The following is a 26,376-nucleotide window of genomic DNA, read 5'->3' as shown; positions in this document are numbered from 1 at the left end:
TAACCCCGATTACTCGTTGCGTAGGCGGGCGGCGAGGGTGTCCCACTGGAACCCCTCGCGCGGTGCGTACCTCACGACTCGCTGCGTCCCCGCGAGCAACCTCCTCGCGTCCGCGAGGTCGGAGACCAAACCCGCCGCACGGGCCTGCACCAGCACGTTTCCCAGCGCGGTCGCCTCCACGGGACCCGCCACCACGGGCAGCCCGGTCGCGTCCGCGGTCAGCTGGCACAGCAGTGCGTTCCGCGCTCCCCCGCCCACGACGTGCACCACGTCGACGTCGTGCGAAGCCAACGACGCCGCCTCGCGGATCGTGCGCCGGAACGCCAGCGCCAAGCTGTCGAGGATGCACCGCACGACCTCGGCAGGCGCAGCGGGCTCCGGCTGCCCCGTCGCCCGCGCGAATGCGGCGATCCGCGACGGCATGTCGCCCGGCGGCAGGAACCGGGCGTCGTCGACGTCGATCACCGTGCGACCCGCCGGCACCCGGGAAGCGTCGGCCAGCAGTTCGGGCAGGTCGAAGGAAGACCCATCACGCTCCCACCAGCGCACCGACTCCTGCAGCAGCCACAGCCCCATCACGTTGCGCAGGTACCGGACCGTCCCGTCGACCCCGGCCTCGTTCGTGAAGTTCGCCGCCTGACTCGCCGAAGACAGCACCGGCGCATCGAGCTCCAGCCCCGCCAGACCCCACGTACCGCACGAAATGTAGGCGAACCGGTCCCCCACCGCAGGCACGCCGATCACCGCGGAAGCCGTGTCGTGGGAGGCCACGGCCACCACGGGAGCGTCGAACCCGACCTCGGTGGCCACGTCCGCGCGCAGCCGCCCGAGCAGGTCCCCCGGCTGCCGCAGCCGCGGCAACAGCTCCGGGCGCAGGCTGAGCTCCGTTGCCAGCTTCACGTCCCAACCACGGCTGTGGACGTCGAGCAGCTGGGTCGTCGAGGCGTTGGTGACCTCGGCGCCCTGCTCGCCCGTGAGCCAGTAGCCGATCAGGTCGGGAACGAGCAGCAGCGAGCTCGCGGCCTGGTACGAGGCCGTCTCCCTCGCCGCGACCAGCTGGTACACGGTGTTGAACGGCAGCGTCTGGAGGCCCGTGCGCTGGTAGAGCGAGGCGGCGCCGATCTGATCCGCGACCGCGGCAGCGACTCCCTCGGTGCGCTCGTCCCGGTAGTGCACGGGCGTCCCGAGCAGCGCGCCCTCGGCGTCGAGCAGACCGTAGTCGACAGCCCAGGAATCGACGCCGATGGAAATCGGCGTGCCGTGATCGCGGCCCAGGAACCGCAGCCCGCGGAGGATCTCGGTGAACAGGCCGGTGACGTTCCAGTGGAGCGTGCCCGCCAGGCGCACCGGCTCGTTGACGAACCGGTGCACCTCGACGAGCTCCAACGTGGAAGCGCCGACCCGGCCGGCGACCACGCGGCCGGAGGAGGCCCCGAGGTCGACGGCCGCGAACAGAGACGTCATCGCAAGAAGGCAGCCGCGACGCCGGCGTCCACCGGAACGTGGAGACCCGTGGTGTGCGTCAGCTCGCCGCCGACCAGCGCGAACGCCGCGTTGGCGACGTGTTCCGGCAGCACCTCGAGCTTGAGCAGCGTCCGCTGGGCGTAGTACTTGCCGAGCTCCTCCTCCGGCACGCCGTACACCGCAGCGCGCTTGGCGCCCCAGCCGCCGGCGAAGATGCCGGAACCGCGGACGACACCGTCGGGGTTGATGCCGTTGACGCGAATGCCGTGCTCACCGAGCTCGGCCGCGAGCAGCCGCACCTGGTGCGCCTGGTCGGCCTTCGCCGCCGAGTAGGCGACGTTGTTCGGCCCCGCGAACACGCTGTTCTTGGACGAGATGTAGATGATGTCGCCGCCCATGTTCTGAGCGGTCATCACGCGAGCGGCCTGCTGGGCGACCAGGAACGAACCCTTGGCCAGAACGTCGTGGAGAAGGTCCCAGTCGGCTTCGGTGGTGTCGGCCAGTGGCTTGGAGATCGACAGACCCGCATTGTTGACGACCAGGTCGACGCCACCGAACGCGAGCGCTGCGGCGTCGAACGCGGCCTGGACCCCCGCGGCGTCGGTCACGTCGGCCGCGACGCCGATCGCCACGTCGGTGCTCCCGAGCTCTGCGGCGGCGTCGGCGGCCTTGGCGGCGTCCAGGTCCGCGATCACCACGCATGCGCCCTCGGCGGCGAATCGGGCCGCGATCGCCTTGCCGATGCCCGATGCCGCCCCGGTGACCAGCGCGATGCGTCCGACCAGAGCCTTCGGCTTCGGGAGACGCTTGAGCTTGGCCTCTTCCAGCGCCCAGTACTCGATCCGGAACTTCTCCGACTCACCGATCGGGGCGTAGGTGGAGATCGCCTCGGCGCCGCGCATCACGTTGATCGCGTTGACGTAGAACTCACCGGCCACGCGCGCGGTCTGCTTGTTCGCGCCGAACGAGAACATGCCGACGCCGGGGACCAGCACGATCGCCGGGTCCGCGCCACGGATCGCCGGCGAATCGGCGTCCGCGTGACGGTCGTAGTAGGCCTGGTACTCGGAACGGTAGGACGCGTGCAGTTCGCCGAGCCGCGTCACGATCTCCTCGACCGACGCCGTCCCCGGCAGGTCGACGACCAGCGGGCGGACCTTCGTGCGCAGGAAGTGGTCCGGGCAGGACGTGCCGAGCTCGGCCAGCGGTGCCAGCTTCTCGCGCGACAGGAACTCCAGCACGACGTCGCTGTCGTTGTAGTGCCCGACCTGCGGTTTGTCGGTCGACGCGAGCCCACGGATCACCGGAGCCAGCGCAGCAGCCTTGGCCCGCCGTTCGTCGACCGCCAAGGGTTCGAAGCCCGGCACGACCGCGCCGAACGGCTCCGGCGCGCCGTGCTGAGCGATGTACGCGGCAGCGGTCTCGATGATCCACAGCGAGTTGGCCTCGGCCTCTTCGCTGGTGTCGCCCCAGGCCGTGATGCCGTGGCCACCGAGGACGGTGCCGATCACGCCGGGGTTCTCGGCCTTGATCGCGGCGATGTCCAGGCCCAGCTGGAACCCGGGACGACGCCACGGCACCCACGCCACGCGACCGCCGAAGATCTCCGCGGTCAGCTTCTCGCCGTCCGCGGCGGTCGCGATCGCGATCCCCGAGTCCGGGTGCAGGTGGTCGACGTGCGCGGCGTCGACGAGGCCGTGCATCGCGGTGTCGATCGACGGAGCGGCACCCCCGCGGCCGTGCAGGCAGTAGTCGAACGCGGCGACCATCTCGTCTTCGCGCTCGATCCCGGGGTACACGTCCACCAGGCTCCGCAACCGGTCCAGGCGCAGCGCCGCGAGCCCGGACGCTGTCAGCGTGCCCAGGTCACCGCCCGAGCCCTTCACCCACAGCAGCTCGACCGGCCCACCGGTCACCGGATCGGTGTCGGCGCCCTTCGCCGAGGTGTTGCCTCCGGCGTAGTTGGTGTTGCGCGGATTTGACCCGAGGCGATTGCTACGCGCGATCAGCGCGGCGACGGTCTCGTTCGTCATTACCCAGTCCTTCGAATGGAGATCAGGATGTCTACCGGCTCAAACGGGAGCTACGCTCCCCAACCCGCCTGGGTACCGCCGACGCGCTCGGCGACGATCTTCTCGGCATACCCGGAGCGCTTGTAGGCGCCCATCGGGTCGGGGTCGAGGCCCTTGCTCGAGCGCAGGTCGGCGAGCAGCGGCCGCACGTCGGTGTTGTACGCGTCCATGAACACCGCGTTCGAACCGAGCACGTCGCCGGACGCCTGGGCCGCGGCCAGCGCGTCCTGGTCGACGAGCAGCGCCTTGGCTGTCGCTTCCTGCACGTTCATCACCGAGCGGATCTGGCCGGGGATCTTCGGCTCGATGTTGTGGCACTGGTCGAGCATGAACGCGATCTCGTCCATGGCGCCGGGCTCGCGGTCGAAGCCGCCGCCGCGCAGCACCTCGAACAGGATGCGGAACAGCTGGAACGGGTCCGCGGCACCGACCATCAGGTCGTCGTCGGCGTAGAAGCGGGAGTTGAAGTCGAACGCGCCGAGCTTCCCGGCGCGCAGCAGCACCGCGACGATGAACTCGATGTTCGTGCTCGGTGCGTGGTGCCCGGTGTCCACGCAGACCACTGCCTTCTCGCCGAGCGTCAGCGTGTGGGCGTAGGCGGTGCCCCAGTCGGGGACGTCGGTGGCGTAGAACGCGGGCTCGAACAGCTTGTACTCGAGCAGCATCCGCTGGTCGTCGCCGAGCCGCGCGTAGACCTCGGCCAAGGCCTCGGCGAGGCGGTCCTGGCGGGCGCGGATGTCGTCCTGACCGGGGTAGTTGATGCCGTCGGAGAACCAGAGCTTCAGGTCGCGCGACCCGGTCTGGTCCATGATGTCGATGCACTCGAGCAGGTGGTCGGTGGCCTTGCGGCGGATCCCGGCGTCCGGGTTGGTCACGCTGCCGAGCATGTAGTCGTTGTCCTGGAACACGTTCGAGTTGATCGTGCCCAGCGTGACGCCCTGGTCCTTGGCGAAGCGCGCCAGGTCGGCGTAGTCGTCGGTCTTGTCCCACGGGATGTGTAACGCGACCGTCGGTGCGGCGCCGGTGTACTTGTGCACCTGCGCGGCGTCGGCGACCTTCTCGTACGGGTCGCGCGGGACGCCGGCCTGAGGAAAGACCTTGAACCGGGTCCCCGAGTTGGCGAACGCCCACGAGGGCAGCTCGATGTGCTGGCTGTTGAGTACGTCGGTAACTCGGGACATGGCGGTTTCTCTCAATCCAGGTGAAAAACTTCGGGGACGATCAGGAAGCCTTCGTCCGGGCGCCGGCCCTCGAGGCCGATGAAGAACGGCCCCATCTCTGCCTGCCAGCGGGCGTTGATCTCCTCACCGGCCATGCCGGCGAGCCCCGCGGAATAGTCCTCGGTCTCCAGGTAACCGATCAGGAGACCGTCGTCCTTCAAGAACAGCGAGTAGTTCGTCCAGCCGTGCCTAGACAGCGCCGCCAACATCTCCGGCCACACCGCCGCATGGCGTTCCCGGTACTCATCGAGCCGCGCAGGATCGACCTGGCCCAGAAGGCAAACACGCTGCACGAGACACCCCTAGGAGTGCCGGGGCGCAAGGCGCCCCGGCAACCCGATCAGAAATTGAACTGGTCGATGTTCTTCGCGTCGAAGACCTGGGGCGGGCCGAGGAGGATGGCGCCGTCCTTGCCGATCGTGTACTCGCCCAGCTCACCGGCCTTGAACTTCTCGCCTTCCTTACCGGTGATCTGCCCGGAGGACAGCGCAGCGGCGGTGTAGGCGCAGAGGTAACCGAGCTTGGACGGGTCCCAGAGCTCGAACTCCTTGACCGTGCCGTCCTTCACGTACTGCCGCATCTGGTTCGGCGTACCGAGACCGGTCAGCTGCACCTTGCCCTTGTACGGCGACGACGACAGGTAACGAGCGGCCGCCGCGATACCGACAGTCGTCGGCGAGATGATGCCCTTGAGGTCGGGGTACGCCTGGAGCAGACCCTGCGTCTCCTGGAACGACTTCTGGTCGTCGTCGTTGCCGTAGGCGACCTTCACCAGCGACATGCCCGGGTACTTCTTGAGTTCGTCCTTCATGAACTCGATCCAGGCGTTCTGGTTCGTGGCGTTCGGCGTGGCGGACAGGATTGCGATCTTGCCCTTCTCACCGATCTGCTTCGCCAGCAGCTGCACCTCGGTGCGGCCCAGGTCCTCCGGGTTGGCCTGGTTCACGAACGCGTCCCGGCCGGCGACCGCGGCGTCCGAGTCGTAGGTGACGACCTTGACGCCACGCTGACGGGCCTGGGTCAGCGCCGGGACGATCGCGTTCGCGTCGTTGGCGGAGACGCAGATGCCGTCCTGGCCCTGCTGGGTCAGCGTGTTGATGTACTGGACCTGCGAGGATGCGCTGGCCTCGGACGGGCCGACCTCCTTGTACGTGCCCTTGAACTCGGTGACCGCCTTCTCGCCGCCCTTGTCGGACACGGTGAAGTACGGGTTGTTCACCTGCTTGGGCAGGAAGGCGATCTTCAGACCCTCCTTGATCGGAGCGTCCGGGTTCGCCGAGGCGGACGATGCCGGGCCGGCTGCCGCGTCGTCGTCGGTGGAGTCCTTGGTGGTGCCGCCGCAGGCTGCCGCGGCGAGCGTGACCGCGACGAGCGCGGCGGAGAACGCAACGGCTCTCCGTGCACGGAGCAACATCATTGTCGGTCCCTTTCGGGTGGTGGTGGGGGGTTAGGACGAAAGCTTCCGGAGTCTCCACCGCTCGCGGCCCCAGGCAACGGCGTTGGGAGCGAGGACGGAGAAGATCAGCAGCCCGCCGGTGACGAGCATCAACGTGTCGGGCTTGACGTCTTCGAGCGTGAGCGAATTGCGGAGCACGCCCACCAGCAGCACCGCGACCAGGACGCCGGGCAGCGTGCCCCGGCCGCCGAAGATCGAGACACCACCGAGCAGGACCGCCGCGACGACGGTCAGCTCGAGCCCGTTCGCGTTGTCGGCGCGGGCGCTGGCGAACCGCAGCGTGTAGACGACAGCGGCGATTCCGGCGAACGCACCGGACGAGACGAACAGCCAGAACGTGATCCGCTTGACCCGGATGCCGGCGAACCGCGCGGCCTCCTTGTTCGAGCCGATCGCGTACAGCGAGCGTCCGATCGGCGTCGCGTGCAAGATGATGCCGACGACGATCGCGAGCACGATCACCAGGACCGTCGGGTACGGGATCGGCAGGCTCCCGAGCGTCTTCGTGGGCCAGCTGGTGTAGCTCGCCGGGAAGTCGGCGACCGCCTTGTCGCCGAGGAACACGTAGGCCAAGCCGCGGTAGAGCGCCAGCGTGCCGATCGTGACCGCGAGGCTCGGCAGGCCGACGACCGTCACCAGGAAGCCGTTCAGTGCGCCGGCGATCGCGCCGACGACGATCACGATCGGGATGATCGACTCGATCGACAGCCCGGCGTTCCAGAGCACGCCCATCAGCGCGCTGCACATGCCCAGGTTCGAGGCGATCGAGAGGTCGATCTCGCCGATCACGACCAACAGCGTCAAAGTCAACGACAGAATTGCAATTTCGACGATGTCGAGCTGCAAGTTCGTGACGTTGAACTGGCTGGCGAAGTTGTCGACGCCGAACGAGGCCAGCAGGACCACGAAGATCAGCAGCGCGGTGATCGCGCCTTCCCACGACAGCAGCCGCCGCAACGGCGAGTGCTCCGCCAGCGAGTCCGACCCGGTCTCGGGCGTCTCCTTCGGAGGCAGGACCGTAGTACTCATCGCGCACTCCCCTCGGTGACCGTGCTCTTGGTAGCGGCGTCACCTGTCGGTGGGGAGCCCGTGGGCAGAGTGGTGGCGCCTCGGCTGGCCGAGGCGCGGAGGGCGCGTTCGGCGCGGAGGGCCAGGACACGGTCGAGGGTGATCGCGAGGAGGAGCAGCGCGCCGTCGATGGCTCGTTCCCAGAGCGCCTCGACCTTCAGCACGACCAGCGCGCTGCCGATCGTCGACAGAAGCAGTGCACCGAGAGCGGCACCGACAACGGTGCCGCTGCCGCCGAAGATCGCGACACCACCGACGACGACGGCGGCCACGACGTTGAGTTCGAAGCCGGTGGCGGCGGTGGCGTCGACAGTGCCGTACCGCGCGGCCCAGAGCACGCCGGCCACACCGGACAGCGCGCCCGTGAGCACGAACGCGACGAACAGGCGCCGGCCGACCGGGATACCGGCCAGGCGGGCGGCGTCGGGGTTCGAGCCGATCGCGTACAGCTCCCGCCCGGAGCGCAGGTTGCGCATCCCCCACGCGGCGATCGCCAGCAGCACCAGCGCGATCAGCGGCAGGATCGGGATGCCGAGCACCGAGCCGCTTCCGATCTTCAGGAACGCCGACGGCATGTCCGCGGCGTTGACCTGCCGTCCCTCGGCGAGCCAGTAGTCGGCGCCGCGGAACACGTACATCGTGCCGAGCGTCACCACGAGTGCCGGGATCCGGCACACCGCCACCAAAACGCCGTTGATGACGCCACACACCGCGCCGATCAGCGTCCCGACGATGAACGCGACCACGATCGGCACGTCGTGGTCGGCGAACAGCAGACCGGTGACGAACGCGGACAGACCCAGCACCGAGCCGACCGACAGGTCGATGTTGCGGGTGACGACGACGAGCGTCTGACCGACCGCCAGCAGCCCCACGATCGCGGTGTTGAGCAGGATGTCCTTGAGGCTCTGCACGCCGATGAACCGCGGGTTGACGATCGCGGTCGCCCCGAACAGCAAGAACAGTGCGACGACGAGTCCCAGCTCACGAGCCCGCGCGAGCCGCCCGAGCAGCGCCGCCGCGGACCGCTGCCGCTCAGCAACCGGGGCACTCATGCGGCACGCCCCGATCGGCCGACCGCGGCGGACAGCACGGTCTCCTCGGTGGCGTCGGCGCGGTCGAGCTCAGCGGCGAGCCGACCCTCCCGCATGACGAGCACCCGGTCGGCCATCCCCAGCACCTCCGGGAGTTCGGACGAGATCATCAGCACCGCGACGCCTTCGGACGCCAGCTGCGAGAGCAGCCGGTGCACCTCGGCCTTGGTGCCGACGTCGATGCCCCGGGTCGGCTCGTCGACGATCAGTACCTTCGGCTGCGTCGCGAGCCATTTGGCCAGCACGACCTTCTGCTGGTTGCCGCCGGACAGCACGCCCACGGCGTCGGAAAGCCTGCGGTATTTGAGCTGTAGGCGGGTCGACCACTCCTTGGCGCGGGTGCGCTCCGCACGACCGCTGAGCAGACCGAAGCGGGACAGCCCACCCATCTGCGTCATCGTCGCGTTGCGCTCGATCGAGAGCTCCATGACCAGGCCCTGCTGGCGACGGTCCTCGGGCACCAGCGCGAGGCCGGCGTCGATCGCGGCGGTGGGGCGGTTCGGCTTGAGCGCTTTTCCGCGCACCGTGACCGACCCCGCGTCGTACTTGTCGATACCGAAGACGCACCGGGCGACCTCGCTGCGACCCGAGCCGACCAGGCCGGCCAGCGCGACGATCTCGCCGGCCCGCACCTCGAAGGACACGTCCGTGAACACGCCTTCGCGGGTGAGCCGCGAAACCGCCAGCGCGACCTCGCCGGGCGTCGTGTCCATCTTCGGGAACAGCGCGTCGAGGCTGCGGCCGACCATCCGGCGGACCAGCTCGTCCTCGGTGACGTCGGCCAGCGGGTCGGACGAGACGAACTTGCCGTCGCGCAGCACCGTGACCCGGTCGCAGAGCGCGTAGACCTCGTCGAGACGGTGGGAGATGAAGACGAGCGCGGCGCCGTCGGCGCGGAGCGTGCGCGCGACGGTGAAGAGGCGCTCGACCTCACGGGAGGAGAGGGCCGCGGTCGGCTCGTCCATGATGATGACGCGCGCGTTCAGCGACAGCGCCTTCGCGATCTCGACGAGCTGCTGGTCGGCGATCGAGAGGCCGCTGGCCGGACGGTCGGGGTCGAGCGCGACGCCGAGGCGGGCGAACAGCGCCTCCACTCCGCCGCGCATCGCCTTGCGGTCGATGCTTCGGAAACGGCCGAGCGGCTGGCGGCCCATGAAGACGTTCTCGGTCACCGACAGGTCGCCGAAGAGCGTCGGCTCCTGGTAGATCACGGCGATGCCGGCGTTCCGCGCGGACGCCGGGTCTCCGAACGTCACTTCCTCGCCGTCGAGCCGTACGACGCCCGCGTCGGGCTTGTGGACGCCCGCGAGGATGCGGACCAGAGTGGACTTACCGGCACCGTTCTCACCCATGAGGGCGTGCACCTCACCGGGGTAGAGGTCGAGCGAGACGCCGTCGAGCGCACGTAACGCTCCGAACGTCTTGCCCACCCCTTCCAGGGAGAGCAGCGGCCGGGAGGGCTCGCTGTTGGTCACGGGACACGCTCCGTTGCAGGTCTTTTGATCGAGAGAATGAATCGTTTCAACGCGGTGGCGCTGACCGTACGAGTGAGCGCCGTCACGTGTCAATGGTTTCGCCTGCGTGACATTCCTGTGACCGGGGGCATCCCTCAGGTCGTTGGTTGAGACGTTTCAAATATCCCTGGGCAGCCAGTACGCTCTCGCAGATCACCACTGGAGGCGCCGCATGGGGACGACCAGCATCCGCGAGGTCGCGGAGCGAGCCGGCGTGTCGGTCGGAACCGTCTCCAACGTGCTCAACCGTCCCGACGCGGTGGCGCCGGCGACTCGGGAGCGGGTGCGCCGGGCGATCGAGGACCTCGGGTTCGTCCGGAACGAGTCGGCCCGCCATCTGCGCGCCGGCCGCAGCCGCACGCTCGGCCTAGTGGTCCTCGACGTCACGAACCCCTTCTTCACCGACGTCGCGCGCGGGGTCGAGGACGCCGCGAACGAGTCAGGGCTCGCTGTCATCCTCTGCAACTCCGACGAACGGCGCGAGAAGGAGCAGGCGTACCTCGACCTGCTCGAGGAGCAGCGCGTCCAGGGTGTGCTGATCACTCCGGTCGACGTCGACGGGGACCGGCTGACCCGGCTGCGCAACCGCGGTGTACCGGTGGTGCTGCTCGACCGGCACGCGGGCGAGGGTGACTACTGCTCGGTCGCTGTCGACGACGTGCTGGGCGGCGAGCTCGCCGCGGCGCACCTGCGCGACCTGGGGCACGAGCGGATCGCCTACGTGAGCGGGCCGATGAGCCTGTCACAGTGCGCGGACCGGTACCGGGGCGCGATCGCGGGCGGCGAGATGGAGATTCTCGCCGGTGCGGCGTTGAATGTCGCCTCCGGGCGGGACGCCGGTGAGCGGTTGCTCGGGCTGCGGACCCCGCCGACTGCCGTCTTCTGCGCGAACGACCTGCTGGCGCTCGGCGTCCTGCAGGTGATGGTGGCCCGTGGGCTCTCGGTGCCGGGCGACATTTCGATCGTCGGGTACGACGACATCGAGTTCGCCGCCGCGGCGGCGGTGCCGCTGAGTTCGGTACGCCAGCCGCGTCACCTGCTCGGCCGGACGGCGGCGGAGTTGCTGGTCGCCGAGGCCGAGGCGACGGATCCGCACGTGCACCGGCAGGTGCGCTTCTCCCCCGAACTGGTCGTTCGAGCGTCGAGTGGGCCGCCGAAGCTCACCGTGTGATCAACAACATGTACTAAGCAACTTTGCAGATCCTGCAAGTAAGTGCGACGGTAACGTTGTGACCAGCAACGATGCGTAGCGATCTCGCGCAGCGCGCATTACGTGAGGCGCCGCTCATCGCAGCGCTCTACCTCGCCTATGCCGGCGGCCGGATTCTCGCCGCCGGGCACACCGGCGCGGCGTTCGTGCATGCCGAGTCGGTGTGGGAGCTGGAGCGGTGGCTGCACTTACCGAGTGAGCACGGTGTCCAGCAGGCGGCGCTGCACTGGCCTCGGCTGGTCGAGTTCTTCGACGCGTACTACGCGAGCGTGCACTTCCCCGCGACCGTGGCCGTGCTGGTCTGGCTGTTCGTGTGGCGGCCGGCCGCTTATCCGTGGTTCCGGCGGACGCTCGCGCTGTTGACGGGGTTCGCGCTGATCGGGCACGTTCTTTATCCGTTGGCGCCGCCGCGGATGCTGGTCGACCACGGCATGGTCGACACCGCGCACGTGTACGGGCAGTCGGTGTACGGGCCGGTGGGCACCGGGGTGGCGAATCAGTTCGCCGCGATGCCGTCGTTGCACGTGGCGTGGGCGGTGCTCGTCGCGCTCGCGATCGTTCGGGTGTTGCGGAGTCCGTGGCGGTGGCTCGCGGTTCTCCACCCGCTGACGACGGTGTCCGTCGTCGTCGTGACCGGCAACCACTACTGGCTCGACGCCATCGTCGGCTGCGCGCTACTCGCACTGGCCCTAGCGATCACCCGCCAGGCGAGCCTCGCACCCGCAGCGCCCGCGGCGGTCGCTGGGCCGCGGCCTATCGCTGGCGCGGCGCGGGCCGCAGGCGCGGCGCGGGCCGCCGGTGCGGCGCGGGCCGCCGGTGCGGCGTGGGCTGCGGGTGCGGCGTGGGCTGCGGGTGCGATTCGGGCCGGGTGGACGGGGGCGGGGGTCTTGGTGCGCAAGCATGCTTGGCCGATGGTGCGGTTCGTGGTCGTGGGTGGGGCATCGACGCTGCTCTCGGCGGTGATTTTCGTGCCGCTGCTCGCGATCATGCCGTCCGCCGCGGCGAACACCGTCGCCGCGATCATCTCGACGCTGGCCTCCAACGAGGCGAACCGCTCCTGGGTGTTCCGCAGCGACCGGAACGGAATCCTGCCCCGGGTAGCCGCGGCGAGCACCGTGCTGCTCTCCTACGTGGCGACCACCGGCGCGCTGCTCGTCCTCGACCTCACGGTCCCGCACGCCGGCGCCGTCCTGGAACTGACCGTCATGCTGGCCGCCTCCGCCGTAGCGGGCCTCGCCCGCTACGTACTACTCGGCCTGCACATCTTCCCGTCCGCCCCCGCCCCAGGAGCCGCGGGCAGCGCGGCCGCTGCGGCAGCGCAGGGTGCGGGGAGTCCCGCGAGGACGCAGTCGAACGCGTTGTCGATGGCTTCCTCGAGCGCCCCCTGATCGCACCGCTCCGGCGCCAACGACATCATCGTCGAGCCGAGCGCAGCCACCGCCACCGACGCGACGAGCCGCGGATACGCGTCCCGCTCCGGATCGAGCCCGGCCCTTCGGGCGACGTCCTCGGCCAGCACCCGCCCGAACCCCCGGAACAACTCGTGCGCCAACGGCACGAGGTTCGGCTCGGACCGCAGGATCCGCGCCCGCAGCAGCGTCCGCTCCCGATGACCGGCGTCCTTCTGCAGACCGAGCGTGTGCAACGCAGCCCGGAACGCCACCAACGGATGCTGCCCATCGGCCTGCTCGGCCAGCGCCACCGCCAGCCGCTCGGACTGCCCGCTCAGATCCCCGACCAGCACGTCGCGTTTCGTCGGAAAATGATGGTGGAAGGACCGGACGCTGACGCCGGCCGCCGCCGCGATCTCGTCGACGGTGGTGGCCTCGAACCCGTTCTGCGCGAACAGCTTCAGCGCGGCGTCCTCGACCACTTGGCGGTTCGCCAGCCGCCGCGCCACACGACGATCTCCGCCGCCCGGGCGATCCGCACGACGGCGATCAGGCTGCTCGTTCACTGCCATCTCGACCCATCGTGCCATGTGCGGCGCGGGCTCAGACCTCGTCGATCAGATCGGCCACCGAGCTGAGGATGCGGGAGGGCCGGAAGGGGAACCGGTTGACGTCCGCGGCCTGAGTGACGCCGGTCAGCACGAGCACGGTCTCCAGCCCGGCTTCCATCCCGGCGATGACGTCGGTGTCCATCCGGTCGCCGATCATCACCGTGCTCTCGCTGTGCCCGTCGACCGCGTTCAGCGCCGACCGCATCATCAGCGGGTTCGGCTTGCCGACGAAGTACGGCTCGACGCCGGTGGCCTTGCTGATCAGCGCCGCCACGGCCCCCGTCGCCGGCAGCGCACCCTCGTGCGACGGACCGGTCGGGTCGGGGTTGGTCGCGATGAACCGGGCACCACGGTCGATCAGCCGGATCGCGGTCGTGATCGCCTCGAAGCTGTAGTTCCGGGTCTCCCCCAGCACGACGTAGTCGGGGTCGGCGTCGGTGAGGACGTACCCGATCTCGTGCAGCGCGGTGGTCAGACCCGCTTCGCCGACGACGTGCGCGGTGCCGCCCGGCCGCTGATCGTCGAGGAAACGAGCGGTGGCCAGCGCGGACGTCCAGATCGACTCCGGCGGCACGTTGATACCGGCCCGCTGCAGACGCGCCGACAGGTCACGCGGCGTGTAGATCGAGTTGTTCGTCAGCACCAGGTGCGGACGCCCTGTTTCGACCAGCTTCCCGAGGAATTCGGGGGCACCGGGGACCGGCACACCCTCGTGGACGAGGACGCCGTCCATGTCCATCAGCCAGCACTCGATGCTCTTCCGCGTGGTCATGCTGCAAGGGTTTCACACGGGTACGGTGACCTGGTGACGGACGCCACTCGTGACCCGGTCGCCGACCTGCGTCGGATCGCGTTCCTGCTGGAACGCGCGCACGAAGCCACCTACCGCGTCCGGGCGTTCCGCTCGGCGGCCGCGGCGGTGCAGAAGCTCGACGCGGACGAGCTCAGTGAGCGCGCGACGGCCGGCACGCTCAAGAAGCTACCGGGCATCGGTGACGTCACGGCCCGCTGCGTGGCTGAGTCGCTGGCCGGCGAGGAGCCGGTGTATCTGCGTCGGCTGGAGGCCACGGCGGGAACGTCGGTCGACGAGGCCGGCGCCGAACTGCGATCGCTGCTGCTCGGCGACTGCCACACGCACTCCGACTGGTCCGACGGTGGTTCGCCGATCCGCGAGATGGCCGAGGCCGCCCGCAGCATCGGCCATCAGTACGTCGTCCTGACCGATCATTCGCCGCGGCTCACCGTCGCCAACGGGTTGAGCGCCGACCGCCTGCGGAAGCAGTTGGACGTCGTCGCGGAGCTGAACGAGGAGCTGGCGCCGTTCCGGATCCTCACGGGGATCGAGGTCGACATCCTCGACGACGGGTCGCTCGACCAGGAGGACGAGCTGCTGGCCCGGCTCGACGTGGTCGTCGCGAGCATCCACTCGAAGCTGCGCGATCCGGCCGACAAGATGACCAAGCGGATGCTGGGCGCGATCGAGAACCCGCACATGGACGTGCTCGGCCACTGCACCGGGCGTCTGGTGACCGGCCGCGAATCCACCGGTCAAGGCAAAAGGCCGGAAAGCCAGTTCGACGCCGACGCGGTGTTCGCGGCGTGCGCCGAGCACGGCGTCGCGGTGGAGATCAACTCGCGGCCGGAGCGCCTCGACCCGCCGAAGCGCCTGCTGCGGCTGGCCGTCGAGGCCGGGTGTCACTTCGCGATCGACACCGACGCCCACGCGCCGGGCCAGCTCGACTGGCAGCCCTACGGGTGCGCCCGAGCCGCCCAGTGCGGCGTCGACCCGGCCCAGGTCATCAACACCTGGTCCGCCGACGACCTCATCGACTGGACTTCGCGACGCTGAGGGCCCAGGCCACGAGTGGGGCCTGGAACGGTAGGCGGCCGTAGGCGATCGCCTTGTACTGCGTGTTCGACGTCCGGCTCGCGTCGACCGCCATCTGGCAGTTCGCGGGGAACACACCGACGAACAGCGCGGCCGACGCGAGCGCGCCCAGCCGGCGGGTCTTCGGCACCGCCACCAGCGCCGCGCAGGCCAGCTCCGCCACACCACTGATCGCGACCAGCGCGTCCGGGTTGGGCAGAGCCTTGGGGATGATCCGCGCGAACGGCTTCGGGGCGACGAAGTGCAGGACGCCCATCGTCGCGAGCCCACCGGCCAACAGCGCCGGGGACGCCTTCTTCCATCGGGATGCCATGAACTCATGTTCGTTCATGCCCAATACCCTGCGCGAGTGGGTCGGGGCCGTGACCCGCACGTAACTTCGAGGAAGTACTTCGTCACCGGGAGGAGTCACGTGCTGCTCGGTCAGGACGATGGCAGCCTGCAGAACAACCCCCGCGCCATCGTCATCATCGTCTTCGTCATCCTCGCCGGGCTCCTGCTGAACTGGTTCCAGCGCAGGTGGCTGAAGAGCATGTCGCTTCGGAACCGATTCTTCTTCATCGGCGTCGGGGCCCTCGTCCTCGGCGGCGTCTTCTACGGCCTGGTTTACAACGGAAGCAACGCGTAGCGTCCGCCCCCGGAACGGGTAATAGTGGTGTCGGGGTGATGTCGTATGCGCGAGGTACTCGACGATCTGTTCGGCTGGTGGGACGCCGGTGAGTCGGTGGGCGTCGGCACTGTCGTAGCCACCTGGAAGAGCGCCCCACGACCAGCGGGCGCGTCGATGCTGGTGGGCCCCGACGGCACCGCGGTGGGCAGCGTGTCCGGCGGTTGCGTGGAGGGCGCGGTCTACGAGCGCGCCCAGGACGCGATCGACACCGGCTCACCCGGCCTCGAGCGTTACGGCGTCTCCGACGACGATGCTTTCGCGGTAGGCCTGACCTGCGGCGGCATCCTCGACGTCTGGGTGGAGCGGGTCGACCGCGAGTCGTTCCCGGAGTTCGGCGACGTCGTGGCCTCGGTGCGCGACGGCGCTCCGGTCGCGGTGGTGACCTGTGTCGCGAGCACGGCGGCACCGACCGGCGACGACCGCGTGGGCGGCCGGCTCGTCGTCTGGCCCGACCGGTTCGCCGGCAGCCTCGGTTCGAGCCGCCTGGACGAGGCGGTCGCCGACGACGTGCGCGGCCTGCTCGCGGCCGGGCGCACGACTACCGTCCACTACGGCCACGACGGCGAGCGTCGCGGGGACGACCTGACCCTGTTCGTGTCCTCGTTCGCCCCGAGGCCCCGGATGATCGTGTTCGGCGCGATCGACTTCGCGGCCGCCCTCGCCCGGATCGGCTCGTTCCTCGGCTACCGCGTGACGGTGTGCGACGCGCGTCCGGTGTTCGCCACTGCCAAACGCTTTCCGGACGCCGACGAGGTGGTCGTCGAGTGGCCGCACCGGTATCTGCGGGCCGAAGCCGACGCCGGGCGCGTGGACGAACGGGCCGTGCTGTGCGTCCTCACCCACGACCCGAAGTTCGACGTACCGGTACTGGAAGTAGCGCTGCGGATACCCACCGCTTACGTCGGCGCGATGGGGTCGCGCCGCACCCACGAGGACCGGCTGCAGCGGCTCCGTGAGGCGGGGCTCACCGCGGAGGAGTCCGCGCGACTGGCGTCGCCGATCGGTCTCGACCTGGGCGCACGCACCCCCGAGGAGACCGCGGTGAGCATCGCCGCGGAGATCGTGGCCGGTCGGTGGGGCGGTTCGGGTGCCCGGCTGTCCAGTTTGAACGACGCCATTCACCGCGACACCGACTTCCTCCACCGGGACGAGTCAGAACTCTCCGTAGCCCCATAAGTGCTAAGGGTCACTATTTCCCGAACTTGCACATTGCCCGGCCACCACGCCTGCAAGCTCGGAGCCGTAGGGTTACCCCGAATCACTGCGGTGCCAGAGGAGGAAATCCCCATGGCGTACGGCCTGAGCAAGATGGTCGGCGGCCCTATCCTCCACCTCGCGTTTCGTCCGTGGGTCGAAGGAAAGCAGTACGTCCCCGAGAACGGGGCGGCCATTCTCGCGTCGAACCATCTCTCGATCATGGACTCGGTGTTCCTGCCTCTCGTCCTCGATCGGGACGTCGTTTTCGTCGCGAAGCAGGAGTACTTCACCGGAACCCGGCCGATCGACCGGCTGACCGCCCGGTTCATGCGCAGCTCCGGGCAGCTGCCGGTGAACCGGGGCAACAACCGGGCCGCCCAGGAGGCGCTGGACGCCAGCCTCGGCGTGCTGAAGGCCGGGGGCCTGTTCGGCATCTACCCGGAGGGAACGCGCTCCCCCGATGCGCGGCTCTACCGGGGTCGCACCGGCGTGGCGTGGCTGGCGCTCACCGCCGACGTGCCGGTCGTGCCGGTCGCGATGATCAACACCGAGCGCGCGCTGCCGCCGGGTACGCGAATTCCGCGGCCGGTAAAGGTCGGAATCCGGTTCGGGCCGCCGATGACGTTCGAGGAGTACAAGGGTCAGGCAGGCAAGGCGAGGGCACGCCGGGCGGTGACAGACCAGATCGTGGCCGCGATCGGCGAGCTGTCCGGCCAGGAGTACGTGCCCAACTACGCTCCCAAGCGGAACGCGGACCCCGATGCCGGTGCCTGACAGACCTCGGTCGCTGTACGACCGGCACGGGAGCGCCGCCGTTAGAGTCGGGCTCGCCGTCTCTGTCCGGAAGGAGCCGACGCTGGAAAGCACGCCGTGGTCGCTCACGATCGAACAGATCGGGAGCGAGATCGTGTTGCGCGCGTGTGGCGCGCTCGACCTCGACACGTCCGGTCGGCTGCGGTCGGCGGGTACTACCGCGCTCCGGCAGGCGGGGCCTGCCGCGACGCTGACCGTCGATCTGGCCGAGGTGACGTTTCTGGACTCGACCGGGCTCGGGGTGTTGGTGACGCTGTGGCACGAGTCGCGTAACGCCGGGGCGAAGTTCCAGGTGTCGCGTCCGTCGCCGGCCGCTACCCGGATCCTGGAGATCACCGGGGTGGACGCACTCTTCGACCTGACGTAGGCATCCGAGTAGCCTTCGGGTGTGCGGTCGCTTCTTCTCTCCCGGCGGTGGCTGGTTCGCCACGTCGTGGCGATCGTGCTGATCGGGGTCTGTCTCGGGCTCGCGTGGTGGCAGTGGGGTCGTGCTCACTCGCTCGGCGGCACCGCCCAGAACCTCGGCTACGCCTTGCAGTGGCCCGCTTTCGCCGCTTTCGTGGCCTACGCCTGGTTCCGCATGCTCCGCCTGGAACTACATCCCCCGGCCGACGCCGCCCAACGCGTCGCCGGAAGCGCGCGTGGCGCGCGCGCAGCGACCGGCACCGCGGCGGCCGCAGGCGCACCCCCAGCGGCCGCCACCGCCACCGCTGCTGCGGGCGGCGCTCGCGGCGCTGCCGACGCTGCCGCTGCCGGCGCGGGCGGCGCTGCCGGCGCGGGCGGCGCTGCCGACGCGGGTGGCGCTGCCGACGCGGCTGGCGCTGGCGCGGATGGTGGCGCTGGTGGTGGGCCGCGGACCGTGCGGGTGCGGCGGCGGTGGCAGCCGGTGGCTGCCAGCGGCGGCGCTGAGCCGGTCGATGAGCATCTGGCTGCTTACAACGCGTATCTCGCGTCCCTGAACACCCCTTCGAAGACTGCACCGAAGACAGAGGAGACCGCCCCGTGACCCCCTCACTGAAGTCGGCGCTGACCCGCTTCCGGATCGCCGCGTACGTCGTGGGTGTGGGCCTGCTGGTGCTGGTGCTCGTGGCGATGCCGGTGAAATACATCGGCGGCAACGGTTCGCTGAGCTCGATCGTCAGCCCGATCCATGGCTTCCTCTACATGGTCTACCTCGGCGTGACGCTCGACCTGGCCATGCGGCTGCGGTGGCCCGCGCTGAAGATCATCGGCGTGATGCTCGCCGGAACGATCCCGTTCCTCTCGTTCTTCATCGAGCGCCGGGTGCACCGCCAGGCGGTCGCCGACCTCGAAGCCGGTGCGGCGAAGACTCACGCCTCCGCGTAGGACGTGACGACCGCGACGTCGAGCGGGAACTGCACCGGCGTCGCGCCGAACAGCAGCCGACGCGCTTCGTCGGCCGCGTCCAGCACGGCGGCGCGCACCTCGTCGGCCATGGTCTCCGGGCAGTGCACGACGACCTCGTCGTGCACGAAGAACACCAGCTCCGCGCCCGTGGGCGCGGTGGGCCGCAGGCGCCGCCGCAGCCCCACCAGCCAGATCAGCGCCCACTCCGCCGCCGTGGCCTGGACGAGGAAGTTCCGCGTGAACCGCCCCCGAGCCGCCCGCCGAGCCTGATCCGCAGCCCCGGGCTCCACCTCGCCCCCCTCCTCGGCCTCGCCGAAGCCACCGCCCGCGCCACCGCCCGCGCCACCGCCGGGGGCGGTCGCCGGGGAGGCCGCGCCGGTCGGGGAGCCCTCGCCGTCGAGGGAGGAGTCCCATGAGCGGCCGGGGGGTGGGCAGGTGCGGCCCAGGCGGGAGCGCACCAGGCGGCCCTCCTCACCGGCCCGGGCGGCGTCGTCGACAGCGGCCAACGCGTCGGGGAACCGACGGCGCAACACGTGAGCCAACCGGCCACCCTCGCCACTGGTCTGCCCGTAGAGCGCACCGAGCATCCCGAGCTTGGCGCGGGCCCGGTCGTTGTCGAACGCGTCCGCCGCGAGCGCGGTGTACAGATCGCCGGCCGCGGCGAACTCCGCCAACCGCCGATCACCGGACATCGCCGCGAGCACCCGCGGCTCCAGCGCCGACGCATCGGCGGCGACGAACACGTGCCCCGGATCGGCCACCACGGCCTGCCGCACCACCTTCGGCAGCTGGAGCGCCGCACCCCCACGGGTGGCCCACCGCCCGGACACGACCCCGCCCGGCACGTACTCCGGCCGCATCCGCCCCTCGGACACCCACGTGTCCTGCCAGCTCCACCCATGGGCGGCGAAGATCCGGGACAGCTCCTTGTACGCGAGGATCGGCGCGACGGCCGGATGCTCGACCCGCTTGAGCACCCAGGACCGCGTCGACGGGATCTGGATGCCGACCCGCCCGAACGCGCGCACGACGTCGGCAGGTGCATCGGGGTTGACTTTCAGGCCACCGAACGCGGCCCGCACGTCGGCGGCGATTTCGTGCAGGCGCACAGGAAGGTCGCCGGGAGGCGGCCGCGAGCCGAGCATCGACTCCAGCAGTGCGTCGTGCCGCTCGACCGACCACGGCAGCCCATCGTGCCCCATCTCGGCCGCGGCCAGCGCGCCGGCGGACTCGGCGGCGATGAGCAGCCGGAACCGGTCGGGGTGCTCGACCGCGGCGATCCGCTGCAGTTGGGCGCGGTAGACCTCGGCCAGTACCTCGATGGACTCGGTCGTGTCGACTGTCGCCTCGACGTCGGCCGCGAACAGCACCGGCTGGGTGTCGCGGGGGCGCGGGGGCCGGTCGGGGGGTACCGGCAGGCCTCTGGCCCTGGCCAGCGCGGCGGCCAGTGACCGCGGTTCGCCCCAGTGCCCGTCGTACCCGACGAGGAGCGACTCGACGAGCTCGAGGTCGTGGCAGCGCTCGACCCGGACCCCGGCGGCCAGCAGCGCAGGGTAGATGGCCGCGGCAGTGGGCCAGAGCCAGCGCGGCTTGTCGGCGGCCTCCCGTTCGGCGACCGTGCGGGCCAGCGATGCCCCGTCATCGCACCACCGCACGGGGCCGGTGACCTGGCCCGCGGAATCGATCTCCGCGAGCCACCCGCCACCACCCCACGCCGGAACCAGTCCTACGAGCACGCCCCGATGCTCCCCCACCCCACCGACAAAACTTAGGCCCGTGGCGGTACCAGCTCGTTCAGAGCGATCAGCTCCTCCGGAGTAGGCACCCACTCGCCCGCCGCCGCGTTCGCCCGCACCTGCTCGGGCGACGTCGCACCCGCGATCACCGAACTGCAGCCGGGCTGCGCGGCGAGCCCACCGATCGCGATCTCCAGCAACGAGCGGCCGGAGTCGGAGCCCCACTTCGCCAGCGCCTCGACGCGGTCGAGCTTCTCCTCGGTGACGTACCCGTCCCGCCCGGCCAGCCGCGAGTTCTCCGGCACCGGCTGACCCCGCCGCACCTTGCCGGTCAGCAGCCCGTTCGCCAGCGGGAAGTACGGCAGCACGCCGACCCCGTAGTGGCGCGCCGCCGGCACGACCTCGCGTTCGACGTCACGCTCCAGCAGCGACCAGTGGTTCTGCGCCGAGACGAACGGCACCGTGCCCAGCTCACGGGCGACGTGCGCGGCCTCGGCCAGCTGCCAGCCGGAGAAGTTCGAGTGCCCGATGTAGCGGACCTTCCCGTCGCGCACCAGTTCGTCGAGCGCCACGAGCGTCTCGCTGATCGGCGTCACCGGGTCGGGTGTGTGCAGCTGCAGCAGGTCGATGTGGTCGGTGCGCAACCGTCGCAGCGACTCCTCGACCGCACGCCGGACGTAGGCCCGGCCACCCTTCGAACCGGCGGCCGGGCCGTACCCCATGTCGTTGCGCTGGTGACCGAACTTCGTCGCGAGGACGACCTCGTTCCGGCGGCCGACCAGCACCTCGCCGAGCGCCTCTTCCGACGCACCGCGCCCGCCGTATCCGTCCGCGGTGTCCAGCAGCGTGATCCCGACGTCGAGAGCGGCATCGACGACCGCGCGCGTGCGTGTGACGTCGAGCCGCCCGCCGAAGTTGTTGCAGCCGAGCCCGACCGCGGACACCAGCAACCCGGAATTGCCCAGCGATAGATAGCGCATCCCCGAATGCTAGGCACGCCCCGAACGGAGTCGCTCGGGGGCGATCTCGCGCTGTGGGAAGCGCCGGAGGTACTCGCCTTCCAGCTCCGCGGTCCGGGTGGTGTGTGCGTCCAGCGCGTCGTCCGAGCCGTGCCGGAGCGTCTCGTGGCGCGTCTCGTGCAGGCGCAGCAGCTCCCGGAACAGATCGTCGTCGTCGAGCCGCTCCGGGTCGACTCCGGTACCGCCCGCTTCACCGCTGATCGTCATCGTCTCTCCTTGCTCTCGGATGTTCTCCCCCGTACCCACCGCGTCGGCGGCTACGCGTTGTGATCTCGCACAAAGACCAACCGGTGGAGAGGCCGGTCACACCGGTGCCCGCACTCGCTACTAAGATGACCGCGAGTCACGCCCCCGCGTGACCCATGGGTCGAGCAGACGGCCTCCACGCGTTGGCGACGCGGTCGGTTCGTGGTGTCCGAAACACCCTGGGCCACCGCAGGAGGAACCCCTACATGAACGACCGCAACGGCTGGCTCGCCCCGGACACCCGCGTCTCCGTCACGACCGCGCCCGGCCTGGTGACGATCGCGCTCAACGGTGAGATCGACCTCCTGGTCATGGAGGCGCTCGACGGCGCGCTCGCGACCGCCGGTGAGGCCCAGCCCGCCGACGTCGTCGTCGACCTCGGCGGTGTGACGTTCATCGGATCGCAGGCGCTCAGCTTCCTCGTCCGGCTGCACCACCTCACCGCCGAAAACAGCCGCCTGACGACGCTGCGTAACGCTCCGCCCATGGTTCGCAAGGCGATGGTGACGGTGGGTCTCGATCTGCTCTTCGCGCTCGAAGAGGGCGGGATTTCGGGTCCGCGCGGAAGCGAGTGACAATAGGGCCATGCTCAAGGCCTTGCTGCTCGAGAACCTGCACCCCCATGCCGAGGCGATCCTCGGTGCGGCCGGCGTCGAGGTCGACGCCCGGTCCGGCGCCCTCGACGAGTCGGAGCTGATCGACGCGCTCTCCGGCGTGCACCTGCTCGGCATCCGCTCGAAGACACAGGTCACCGAGCAGGTTCTGGAGAAGGCCCCGGATCTCCTGGCGATCGGCGCGTTCTGCATCGGCACCAACCAGATCGATCTGGTCTCCGCCGCCGGGCGCGGTATCGCGGTCTTCAACGCCCCGTTCTCCAACACGCGCAGCGTGGTCGAACTCGCGCTGGCCGAGATCATCGCGCTCACCCGGCGTCTCACCGAGAAGAACAACTCCCTGCACGACGGTGTCTGGGACAAGTCGGCCGAGGGCAGCCACGAGGTGCGCGGGCGTCGCCTGGGCATCGTCGGCTACGGCAACATCGGCAGCCAGCTGTCGGTCGTCGCCGAGGCGCTGGGCATGTCGGTCGGGTTCTTCGACACCGCCGACAAGCTCGCGCTGGGCAACGCCCGCCGGTACACGAGCCTCGACGACCTGCTCGACTGGGCCGACGTCGTCACGCTGCACGTGGACGGACGCCCGGGCAACGCGGGGCTGTTCGGCGAGGCGCAGATCGCGCGGATGCGGCCGGGGTCGATCTTCCTCAACCTGTCCCGCGGGTTCCTGGTCGACCAGGGCGCGCTGCGCGACCACATCGTCAGCGGTCACCTGGCCGGTGCCGCGGTCGACGTGTTCCCGCACGAGCCCAAGAAGCGCGGCGACGAGTTCCAGTCCGACCTGCGTGGCCTGCCGAACGTCATCCTGACCCCGCACATCGGTGGCTCCACCGAGGAGGCGCAGGAGGACATCGGCCGGTTCGTCGCCGGCAAGCTGCGCAGCTTCCTGGAGACCGGCAGCACGACGCTGAGCGTCAACCTGCCGCCGCTCAGCCTCGAGCAGAACCCGGGCACCCACCGGCTGGCGCACCTGCACCGCAACACGCCGGGCGTGCTGGCCACCGTCAACCGCATCCTGGCCGAGCACGGCGTCAACATCGAGGGCCAGCTGCTGAACACCCGGGGCGAGCTGGGATACGTCGTCACCGACATTCCCGGTGTGCTCTCCGACGACGTCCTCGCGGCGCTCGAGTCGATGCCTGAAACGGTCTGCCTCCGCCAGCTAGGCTGACCGCCCCGGTCTCAGCGACGGAGGCCTTGGCGGACGGAGCGGAGTGAAGCTCGCCAGGCGCACACTGCTGCGGCGCACGCTGCAGGGCAGACGGCGGATCTGGATCGCCGGCCGTGGCCGGTGGCTCGTCGCTGTCCTGCTGCCGCTCGCCGCGGGCCTGGTCATCGTCAGCACGCCCACCGGCGAGGTGATCCCCGGCTTCCTGTTGCTGTACGCGGTGATCGGCGCGACGGTGATCGGGGGCCGGGCTCCGGGCATGGTGGCGGCCGCTGTCGCGACCGCGTCGCTCGCCACCGCGTTCGTCGTGCAGGAGCCGGGTCGGACCGACGCGAGCAGCCGGTGGGTGTGGGCCGTGGTCTTCTTCGGGTTGACCGTCGCGGCGGTGGCCTGGGTCGACAATCTTTTGGGCGACGCTGCCCGCCGGGCCACCGCACTCCTGGATCCGCTCGTGGAGGCGGCGCCGGTGGGCATCGCGCTGTTCGACCGTGACCTGCGGTTCGTGCGGGCGAACACGTCGCTGGCCGCGCTGACCGGCCGGTCTGCCGCCGAGCACCTCGGCCGCGCTCTCGACGACGTCCTGCCGGACGTCCCTCGGGAATTGGTTGCGCGGCTGCGTACGGTGCTCACTTCCGGGGCGACCGTCCGGCACGAACTACTACCGATCACGACGACGTCGGGCGCGGCGCGGCACTTCGCTGTCGACGCGTTCCCGGTGCGGATGTCGGGCGGCGCCGACGGGTACGTCACCGGCGTCGGTGCGGTGATCACCGACGTGACCGAGCGGAACCGGCTGGAGCAGCTGGAACGTGAGGCCGAGCAGCTCCAGGCCACCGCCAGGGTCACGCACCGGCTGCTGGAGTCGCAGCGGATCGCGCAGCTCGCCGGGTTCGAGGTCAGTCTCACCGGCCGGCGGTACATCTGGTCGCAGGAGCTCTGCGCGCTGATGGGGCGGGACGAGCCGCCGGCGTCCGACGAGGAGGTCGCCGCTCACGTCCACCCGGACGACCTCGACCGCATGTACGCCGTGCAGACCCGGGCCGTGCTGACCGGTGCGCCGTACACCACCGAGACCCGGATGATCCGGGCCGACGGCTCGGTGCGGGACATGCTCATCCACGGTGAGGCGGTCCGCGCGGACGACGATCCGGAGGCCGACGTCGTGGGCTTGTGGGGCGTCATCCAGGACATCACGGACGCCAAGGCCGCCGAAGGGGAACTGGAGGCGACGCAGGGTGAGTTGGTCGCCGCGCAGCGGGACGTCGCCGAGGCGCGGGAGGAGATCGCGGCCGAGCGGCTGCTGCTGGAGCTGTTCCAGCGGGCGATGTTGCCGGCCGAGCTGCCGGACGTGCCCGGCGGAGCGGTGAAGGCCGAGTACTTCGCGGTGGCCGACCGGATCGACGTCGGCGGTGACTGGTACGACGCGTTCCCGCTGCCCGACGGGCGGATCGCGCTGTCGATCGGTGACGTCGTCGGGCACGACCAGCAGGCCGCCGCGACCATGGGTCAGGTGCGCGCGGTCAACCGCGGCTACATGCTCGAGCACCCCGATCCGGGTGCGGTGCTCAGTCGGTTGAACCGTCTTATGTTGGTCGCTTATCCGAGTGGGACGCTGGTCAGCGCGATCGTGTGTCTGTACGACCCGGGTACGGGGCGGCTCGACTGGGCCAACGCCGGGCACCCGTTCCCGCTGCTGGCGGTGTCGGAGGCGGAGGCCGCCGCCGAGGTGAGCGTGCTGAAGAGCGCGGATCCGATCCTTGGCGCGTCGGTCGGGCGGGCGTACGCCACGCACACGCTGACGATGCCCGGGAACAGCACGTTGCTGTGTTACACCGACGGACTGATCGAGCGGCGGAGCGTCGATCTGGACCTGGGGCAGGAGCGACTCGTCGAGCTGCTGTCACGGATCGTCGCGGGGCCGGGGGTGGTTCCTGCTCAGACAGTGATCGCGCAGGTCACAGCGGGGATGACCGCTGGCGAGTCGCTGGAGGACGACGTGTGTGTGCTGGCGCTCCAGCGTCACGCGGACATTGATTGACCTGTTCCTCACGTAGTGTGGTGGTCACCGCCACCTTCGAGCGGACGACCCCGAGGGATTACGCAGCCGATGACGCACGCCCCCGACCAGCGACCTCCCCGGTCGCTTCTCGGCGTGCGCGGGGCGCGCTTCGTGCTTGCGCTGTGTGCGGCGTTGTTGGCGGCCGTGGGGTTGGGCGGGGCGGCGGCCCCCGGGGCCGCGACCTCGGTGGGGTACGGCGCCACGCCGGTTCCCGCTACCGCGCGGGCGGCTGGGCACGGGGCGGTCAGTGGGGCGGCCAACCGCGTGCGGCCGAACGGTCAGCACGAGAACTCCAAGCCCGCGTCCGCGGCCGTTCATCGAGGTCAGCCGGATCTTCTTCCGGTGGCCATCGCCGTGGCACGATTCGGCCTGATCGAGCCGATCCTCCCCGCCGGGCCCGCCCTGGCCGGTGCACCCAGCCGTGCCCCGCCGGCTCCCGCGGGCCTGCCCGACACCCGAGCACCACCCTCCTCCGGACGAATCTGAGCCGTCCGGCCC

26 protein-coding genes and 1 pseudogene are annotated in these 26,376 nt (G+C 70.2%); 13 read left to right on the top strand and 14 right to left on the bottom strand.

The genetic code is table 11. From position 1 onward, the window contains the following. Positions 1–9: 9 nt before the first annotated feature. The 8 genes from ACGFY5_RS27070 to ACGFY5_RS27035 are packed head-to-tail and all read right to left on the bottom strand — an operon-like array spanning position 10 to position 9,849. On the bottom strand, positions 10–1,464 hold the full coding sequence (locus ACGFY5_RS27070) for a rhamnulokinase family protein (protein ID WP_392724078.1): 1,455 nt from the start codon (positions 1,462–1,464) through the stop codon (positions 10–12). Further along, positions 1,461–3,497 carry a bifunctional aldolase/short-chain dehydrogenase gene (locus tag ACGFY5_RS27065; protein WP_392724077.1) on the bottom strand — a complete coding sequence of 679 codons (2,037 nt, stop codon included), beginning with the start codon at positions 3,495–3,497 and terminating at the stop codon, positions 1,461–1,463. The genes ACGFY5_RS27070 and ACGFY5_RS27065 overlap by 4 nt, the downstream gene beginning before the upstream one ends. Before the next feature lie 50 nt (positions 3,498–3,547). Beyond that, positions 3,548–4,717, bottom strand: a complete 1,170-nt coding sequence (gene rhaI, locus ACGFY5_RS27060; RefSeq protein ID WP_392724075.1) for an L-rhamnose isomerase — start codon at positions 4,715–4,717, stop codon at positions 3,548–3,550. An 11-nt stretch (positions 4,718–4,728) separates the two neighbouring features. After that, positions 4,729–5,049 carry an L-rhamnose mutarotase gene (locus ACGFY5_RS27055; RefSeq protein ID WP_392724073.1) on the bottom strand — a complete coding sequence of 107 codons (321 nt, stop codon included), beginning with the start codon at positions 5,047–5,049 and terminating at the stop codon, positions 4,729–4,731. A 47-nt stretch (positions 5,050–5,096) separates the two neighbouring features. Continuing rightward, entirely contained in the window at positions 5,097–6,170 is a 1,074-nt protein-coding gene (gene rhaS, locus ACGFY5_RS27050) for a rhamnose ABC transporter substrate-binding protein (RefSeq protein ID WP_392725037.1), read from the bottom strand. A gap of 33 nt (positions 6,171–6,203) precedes the next feature. Then, the gene (locus ACGFY5_RS27045; protein ID WP_392724071.1) at positions 6,204–7,241 is read right to left on the bottom strand and encodes an ABC transporter permease; all 1,038 of its coding nucleotides are present in this window, start codon (positions 7,239–7,241) and stop codon (positions 6,204–6,206) included. Then, positions 7,238–8,335 carry an ABC transporter permease gene (locus ACGFY5_RS27040; RefSeq protein WP_392724069.1) on the bottom strand — a complete coding sequence of 366 codons (1,098 nt, stop codon included), beginning with the start codon at positions 8,333–8,335 and terminating at the stop codon, positions 7,238–7,240. Before ACGFY5_RS27040 ends, ACGFY5_RS27045 begins: the two co-directional genes overlap by 4 nt. Further along, a complete protein-coding gene (locus tag ACGFY5_RS27035; protein WP_392724067.1) occupies positions 8,332–9,849 on the bottom strand; it encodes a sugar ABC transporter ATP-binding protein in 1,518 nt (505 codons plus the stop codon). Before ACGFY5_RS27035 ends, ACGFY5_RS27040 begins: the two co-directional genes overlap by 4 nt. Before the next feature lie 211 nt (positions 9,850–10,060). Between ACGFY5_RS27035 and ACGFY5_RS27030 the strand changes: the two genes are divergently transcribed. Then, a complete protein-coding gene (locus ACGFY5_RS27030) occupies positions 10,061–11,059 on the top strand; it encodes a LacI family DNA-binding transcriptional regulator (RefSeq protein ID WP_392724065.1) in 999 nt (332 codons plus the stop codon). Between the two features lie 71 nt (positions 11,060–11,130). Next, entirely contained in the window at positions 11,131–12,486 is a 1,356-nt protein-coding gene (locus tag ACGFY5_RS27025; RefSeq protein WP_392724063.1) for a phosphatase PAP2 family protein, read from the top strand. Here ACGFY5_RS27025 and ACGFY5_RS27020 read toward each other — a convergent pair. Then, a pseudogene (locus ACGFY5_RS27020) lies at positions 12,486–13,061 on the bottom strand (TetR/AcrR family transcriptional regulator); the annotation flags it as partial. The gene ACGFY5_RS27025 and the pseudogene ACGFY5_RS27020 overlap by 1 nt on opposite strands. Positions 13,062–13,092: 31 nt before the next feature. Continuing rightward, positions 13,093–13,872 (bottom strand): HAD-IIA family hydrolase, encoded by a 780-nt coding sequence (locus tag ACGFY5_RS27015; RefSeq protein ID WP_392724061.1) that lies wholly within the window; start codon positions 13,870–13,872, stop codon positions 13,093–13,095. A 33-nt stretch (positions 13,873–13,905) separates the two neighbouring features. Between ACGFY5_RS27015 and ACGFY5_RS27010 the strand changes: the two genes are divergently transcribed. Further along, a complete protein-coding gene (locus tag ACGFY5_RS27010; protein WP_392724059.1) occupies positions 13,906–14,949 on the top strand; it encodes a PHP domain-containing protein in 1,044 nt (347 codons plus the stop codon). Here ACGFY5_RS27010 and ACGFY5_RS27005 read toward each other — a convergent pair. Then, the gene (locus ACGFY5_RS27005; RefSeq protein ID WP_392724057.1) at positions 14,924–15,319 is read right to left on the bottom strand and encodes a hypothetical protein; all 396 of its coding nucleotides are present in this window, start codon (positions 15,317–15,319) and stop codon (positions 14,924–14,926) included. The two genes, ACGFY5_RS27010 and ACGFY5_RS27005, sit on opposite strands and share 26 nt — an antisense overlap. Positions 15,320–15,400: 81 nt before the next feature. Between ACGFY5_RS27005 and ACGFY5_RS27000 the strand changes: the two genes are divergently transcribed. The 6 genes from ACGFY5_RS27000 (at position 15,401) to ACGFY5_RS26975 (ending at position 19,015) form a co-directional block, all read left to right on the top strand. Beyond that, complete coding sequence (locus tag ACGFY5_RS27000) at positions 15,401–15,616, top strand: hypothetical protein (RefSeq protein ID WP_392724056.1); 216 nt, start codon at positions 15,401–15,403, stop codon at positions 15,614–15,616. 45 nt (positions 15,617–15,661) lie between these two features. Further along, entirely contained in the window at positions 15,662–16,834 is a 1,173-nt protein-coding gene (locus ACGFY5_RS26995; RefSeq protein WP_392724055.1) for an XdhC family protein, read from the top strand. 111 nt (positions 16,835–16,945) lie between these two features. After that, the gene (locus ACGFY5_RS26990; protein WP_392724053.1) at positions 16,946–17,629 is read left to right on the top strand and encodes a lysophospholipid acyltransferase family protein; all 684 of its coding nucleotides are present in this window, start codon (positions 16,946–16,948) and stop codon (positions 17,627–17,629) included. Continuing rightward, a complete protein-coding gene (locus tag ACGFY5_RS26985; protein ID WP_392724052.1) occupies positions 17,622–18,035 on the top strand; it encodes an STAS domain-containing protein in 414 nt (137 codons plus the stop codon). Before ACGFY5_RS26990 ends, ACGFY5_RS26985 begins: the two co-directional genes overlap by 8 nt. A gap of 21 nt (positions 18,036–18,056) precedes the next feature. After that, a complete protein-coding gene (locus ACGFY5_RS26980) occupies positions 18,057–18,674 on the top strand; it encodes a hypothetical protein (RefSeq protein ID WP_392724050.1) in 618 nt (205 codons plus the stop codon). Next, a complete protein-coding gene (locus tag ACGFY5_RS26975) occupies positions 18,671–19,015 on the top strand; it encodes a DUF3817 domain-containing protein (protein ID WP_392724048.1) in 345 nt (114 codons plus the stop codon). The genes ACGFY5_RS26980 and ACGFY5_RS26975 overlap by 4 nt, the downstream gene beginning before the upstream one ends. Here ACGFY5_RS26975 and ACGFY5_RS26970 read toward each other — a convergent pair. Genes ACGFY5_RS26970 through ACGFY5_RS26960 form a run of 3 tightly spaced genes read right to left on the bottom strand, consistent with a single transcriptional unit; the run spans position 19,000 to position 21,998 of the window. Further along, positions 19,000–20,865: a bifunctional 3'-5' exonuclease/DNA polymerase gene (locus tag ACGFY5_RS26970; RefSeq protein ID WP_392724047.1), complete on the bottom strand. Its 1,866-nt coding sequence runs from the start codon at positions 20,863–20,865 to the stop codon at positions 19,000–19,002. The genes ACGFY5_RS26975 and ACGFY5_RS26970 overlap by 16 nt on opposite strands. Beyond that, positions 20,805–21,752 carry an aldo/keto reductase gene (locus ACGFY5_RS26965; RefSeq protein ID WP_392724045.1) on the bottom strand — a complete coding sequence of 316 codons (948 nt, stop codon included), beginning with the start codon at positions 21,750–21,752 and terminating at the stop codon, positions 20,805–20,807. Before ACGFY5_RS26965 ends, ACGFY5_RS26970 begins: the two co-directional genes overlap by 61 nt. A 9-nt stretch (positions 21,753–21,761) precedes the next feature. Next, the gene (locus tag ACGFY5_RS26960; protein ID WP_392724043.1) at positions 21,762–21,998 is read right to left on the bottom strand and encodes a DUF6158 family protein; all 237 of its coding nucleotides are present in this window, start codon (positions 21,996–21,998) and stop codon (positions 21,762–21,764) included. A 245-nt stretch (positions 21,999–22,243) separates the two neighbouring features. On the opposite strand from ACGFY5_RS26960, the gene ACGFY5_RS26955 reads away from it, so the two are divergent. From ACGFY5_RS26955 to ACGFY5_RS26940, 4 genes are all read left to right on the top strand, one after another. Continuing rightward, positions 22,244–22,612: an STAS domain-containing protein gene (locus ACGFY5_RS26955; RefSeq protein ID WP_392724041.1), complete on the top strand. Its 369-nt coding sequence runs from the start codon at positions 22,244–22,246 to the stop codon at positions 22,610–22,612. A gap of 10 nt (positions 22,613–22,622) precedes the next feature. Further along, positions 22,623–23,822: a phosphoglycerate dehydrogenase gene (gene serA / locus ACGFY5_RS26950; RefSeq protein WP_392724040.1), complete on the top strand. Its 1,200-nt coding sequence runs from the start codon at positions 22,623–22,625 to the stop codon at positions 23,820–23,822. A gap of 43 nt (positions 23,823–23,865) precedes the next feature. Continuing rightward, positions 23,866–25,857, top strand: a complete 1,992-nt coding sequence (locus tag ACGFY5_RS26945) for a SpoIIE family protein phosphatase (protein WP_392724038.1) — start codon at positions 23,866–23,868, stop codon at positions 25,855–25,857. Between the two features lie 69 nt (positions 25,858–25,926). Beyond that, positions 25,927–26,364, top strand: a complete 438-nt coding sequence (locus ACGFY5_RS26940; protein ID WP_392724036.1) for a hypothetical protein — start codon at positions 25,927–25,929, stop codon at positions 26,362–26,364. The last annotated feature ends 12 nt before the right edge of the window (positions 26,365–26,376 follow it).

The organism is Cryptosporangium sp. NPDC048952 (assembly GCF_043197895.1).
Classification (GTDB): Bacteria; Actinomycetota; Actinomycetes; order Mycobacteriales; family Cryptosporangiaceae; genus Cryptosporangium.
Note: the sequence above shows the minus strand (reverse complement) of the source record. Positions and strands in the feature narration are given on the sequence as shown.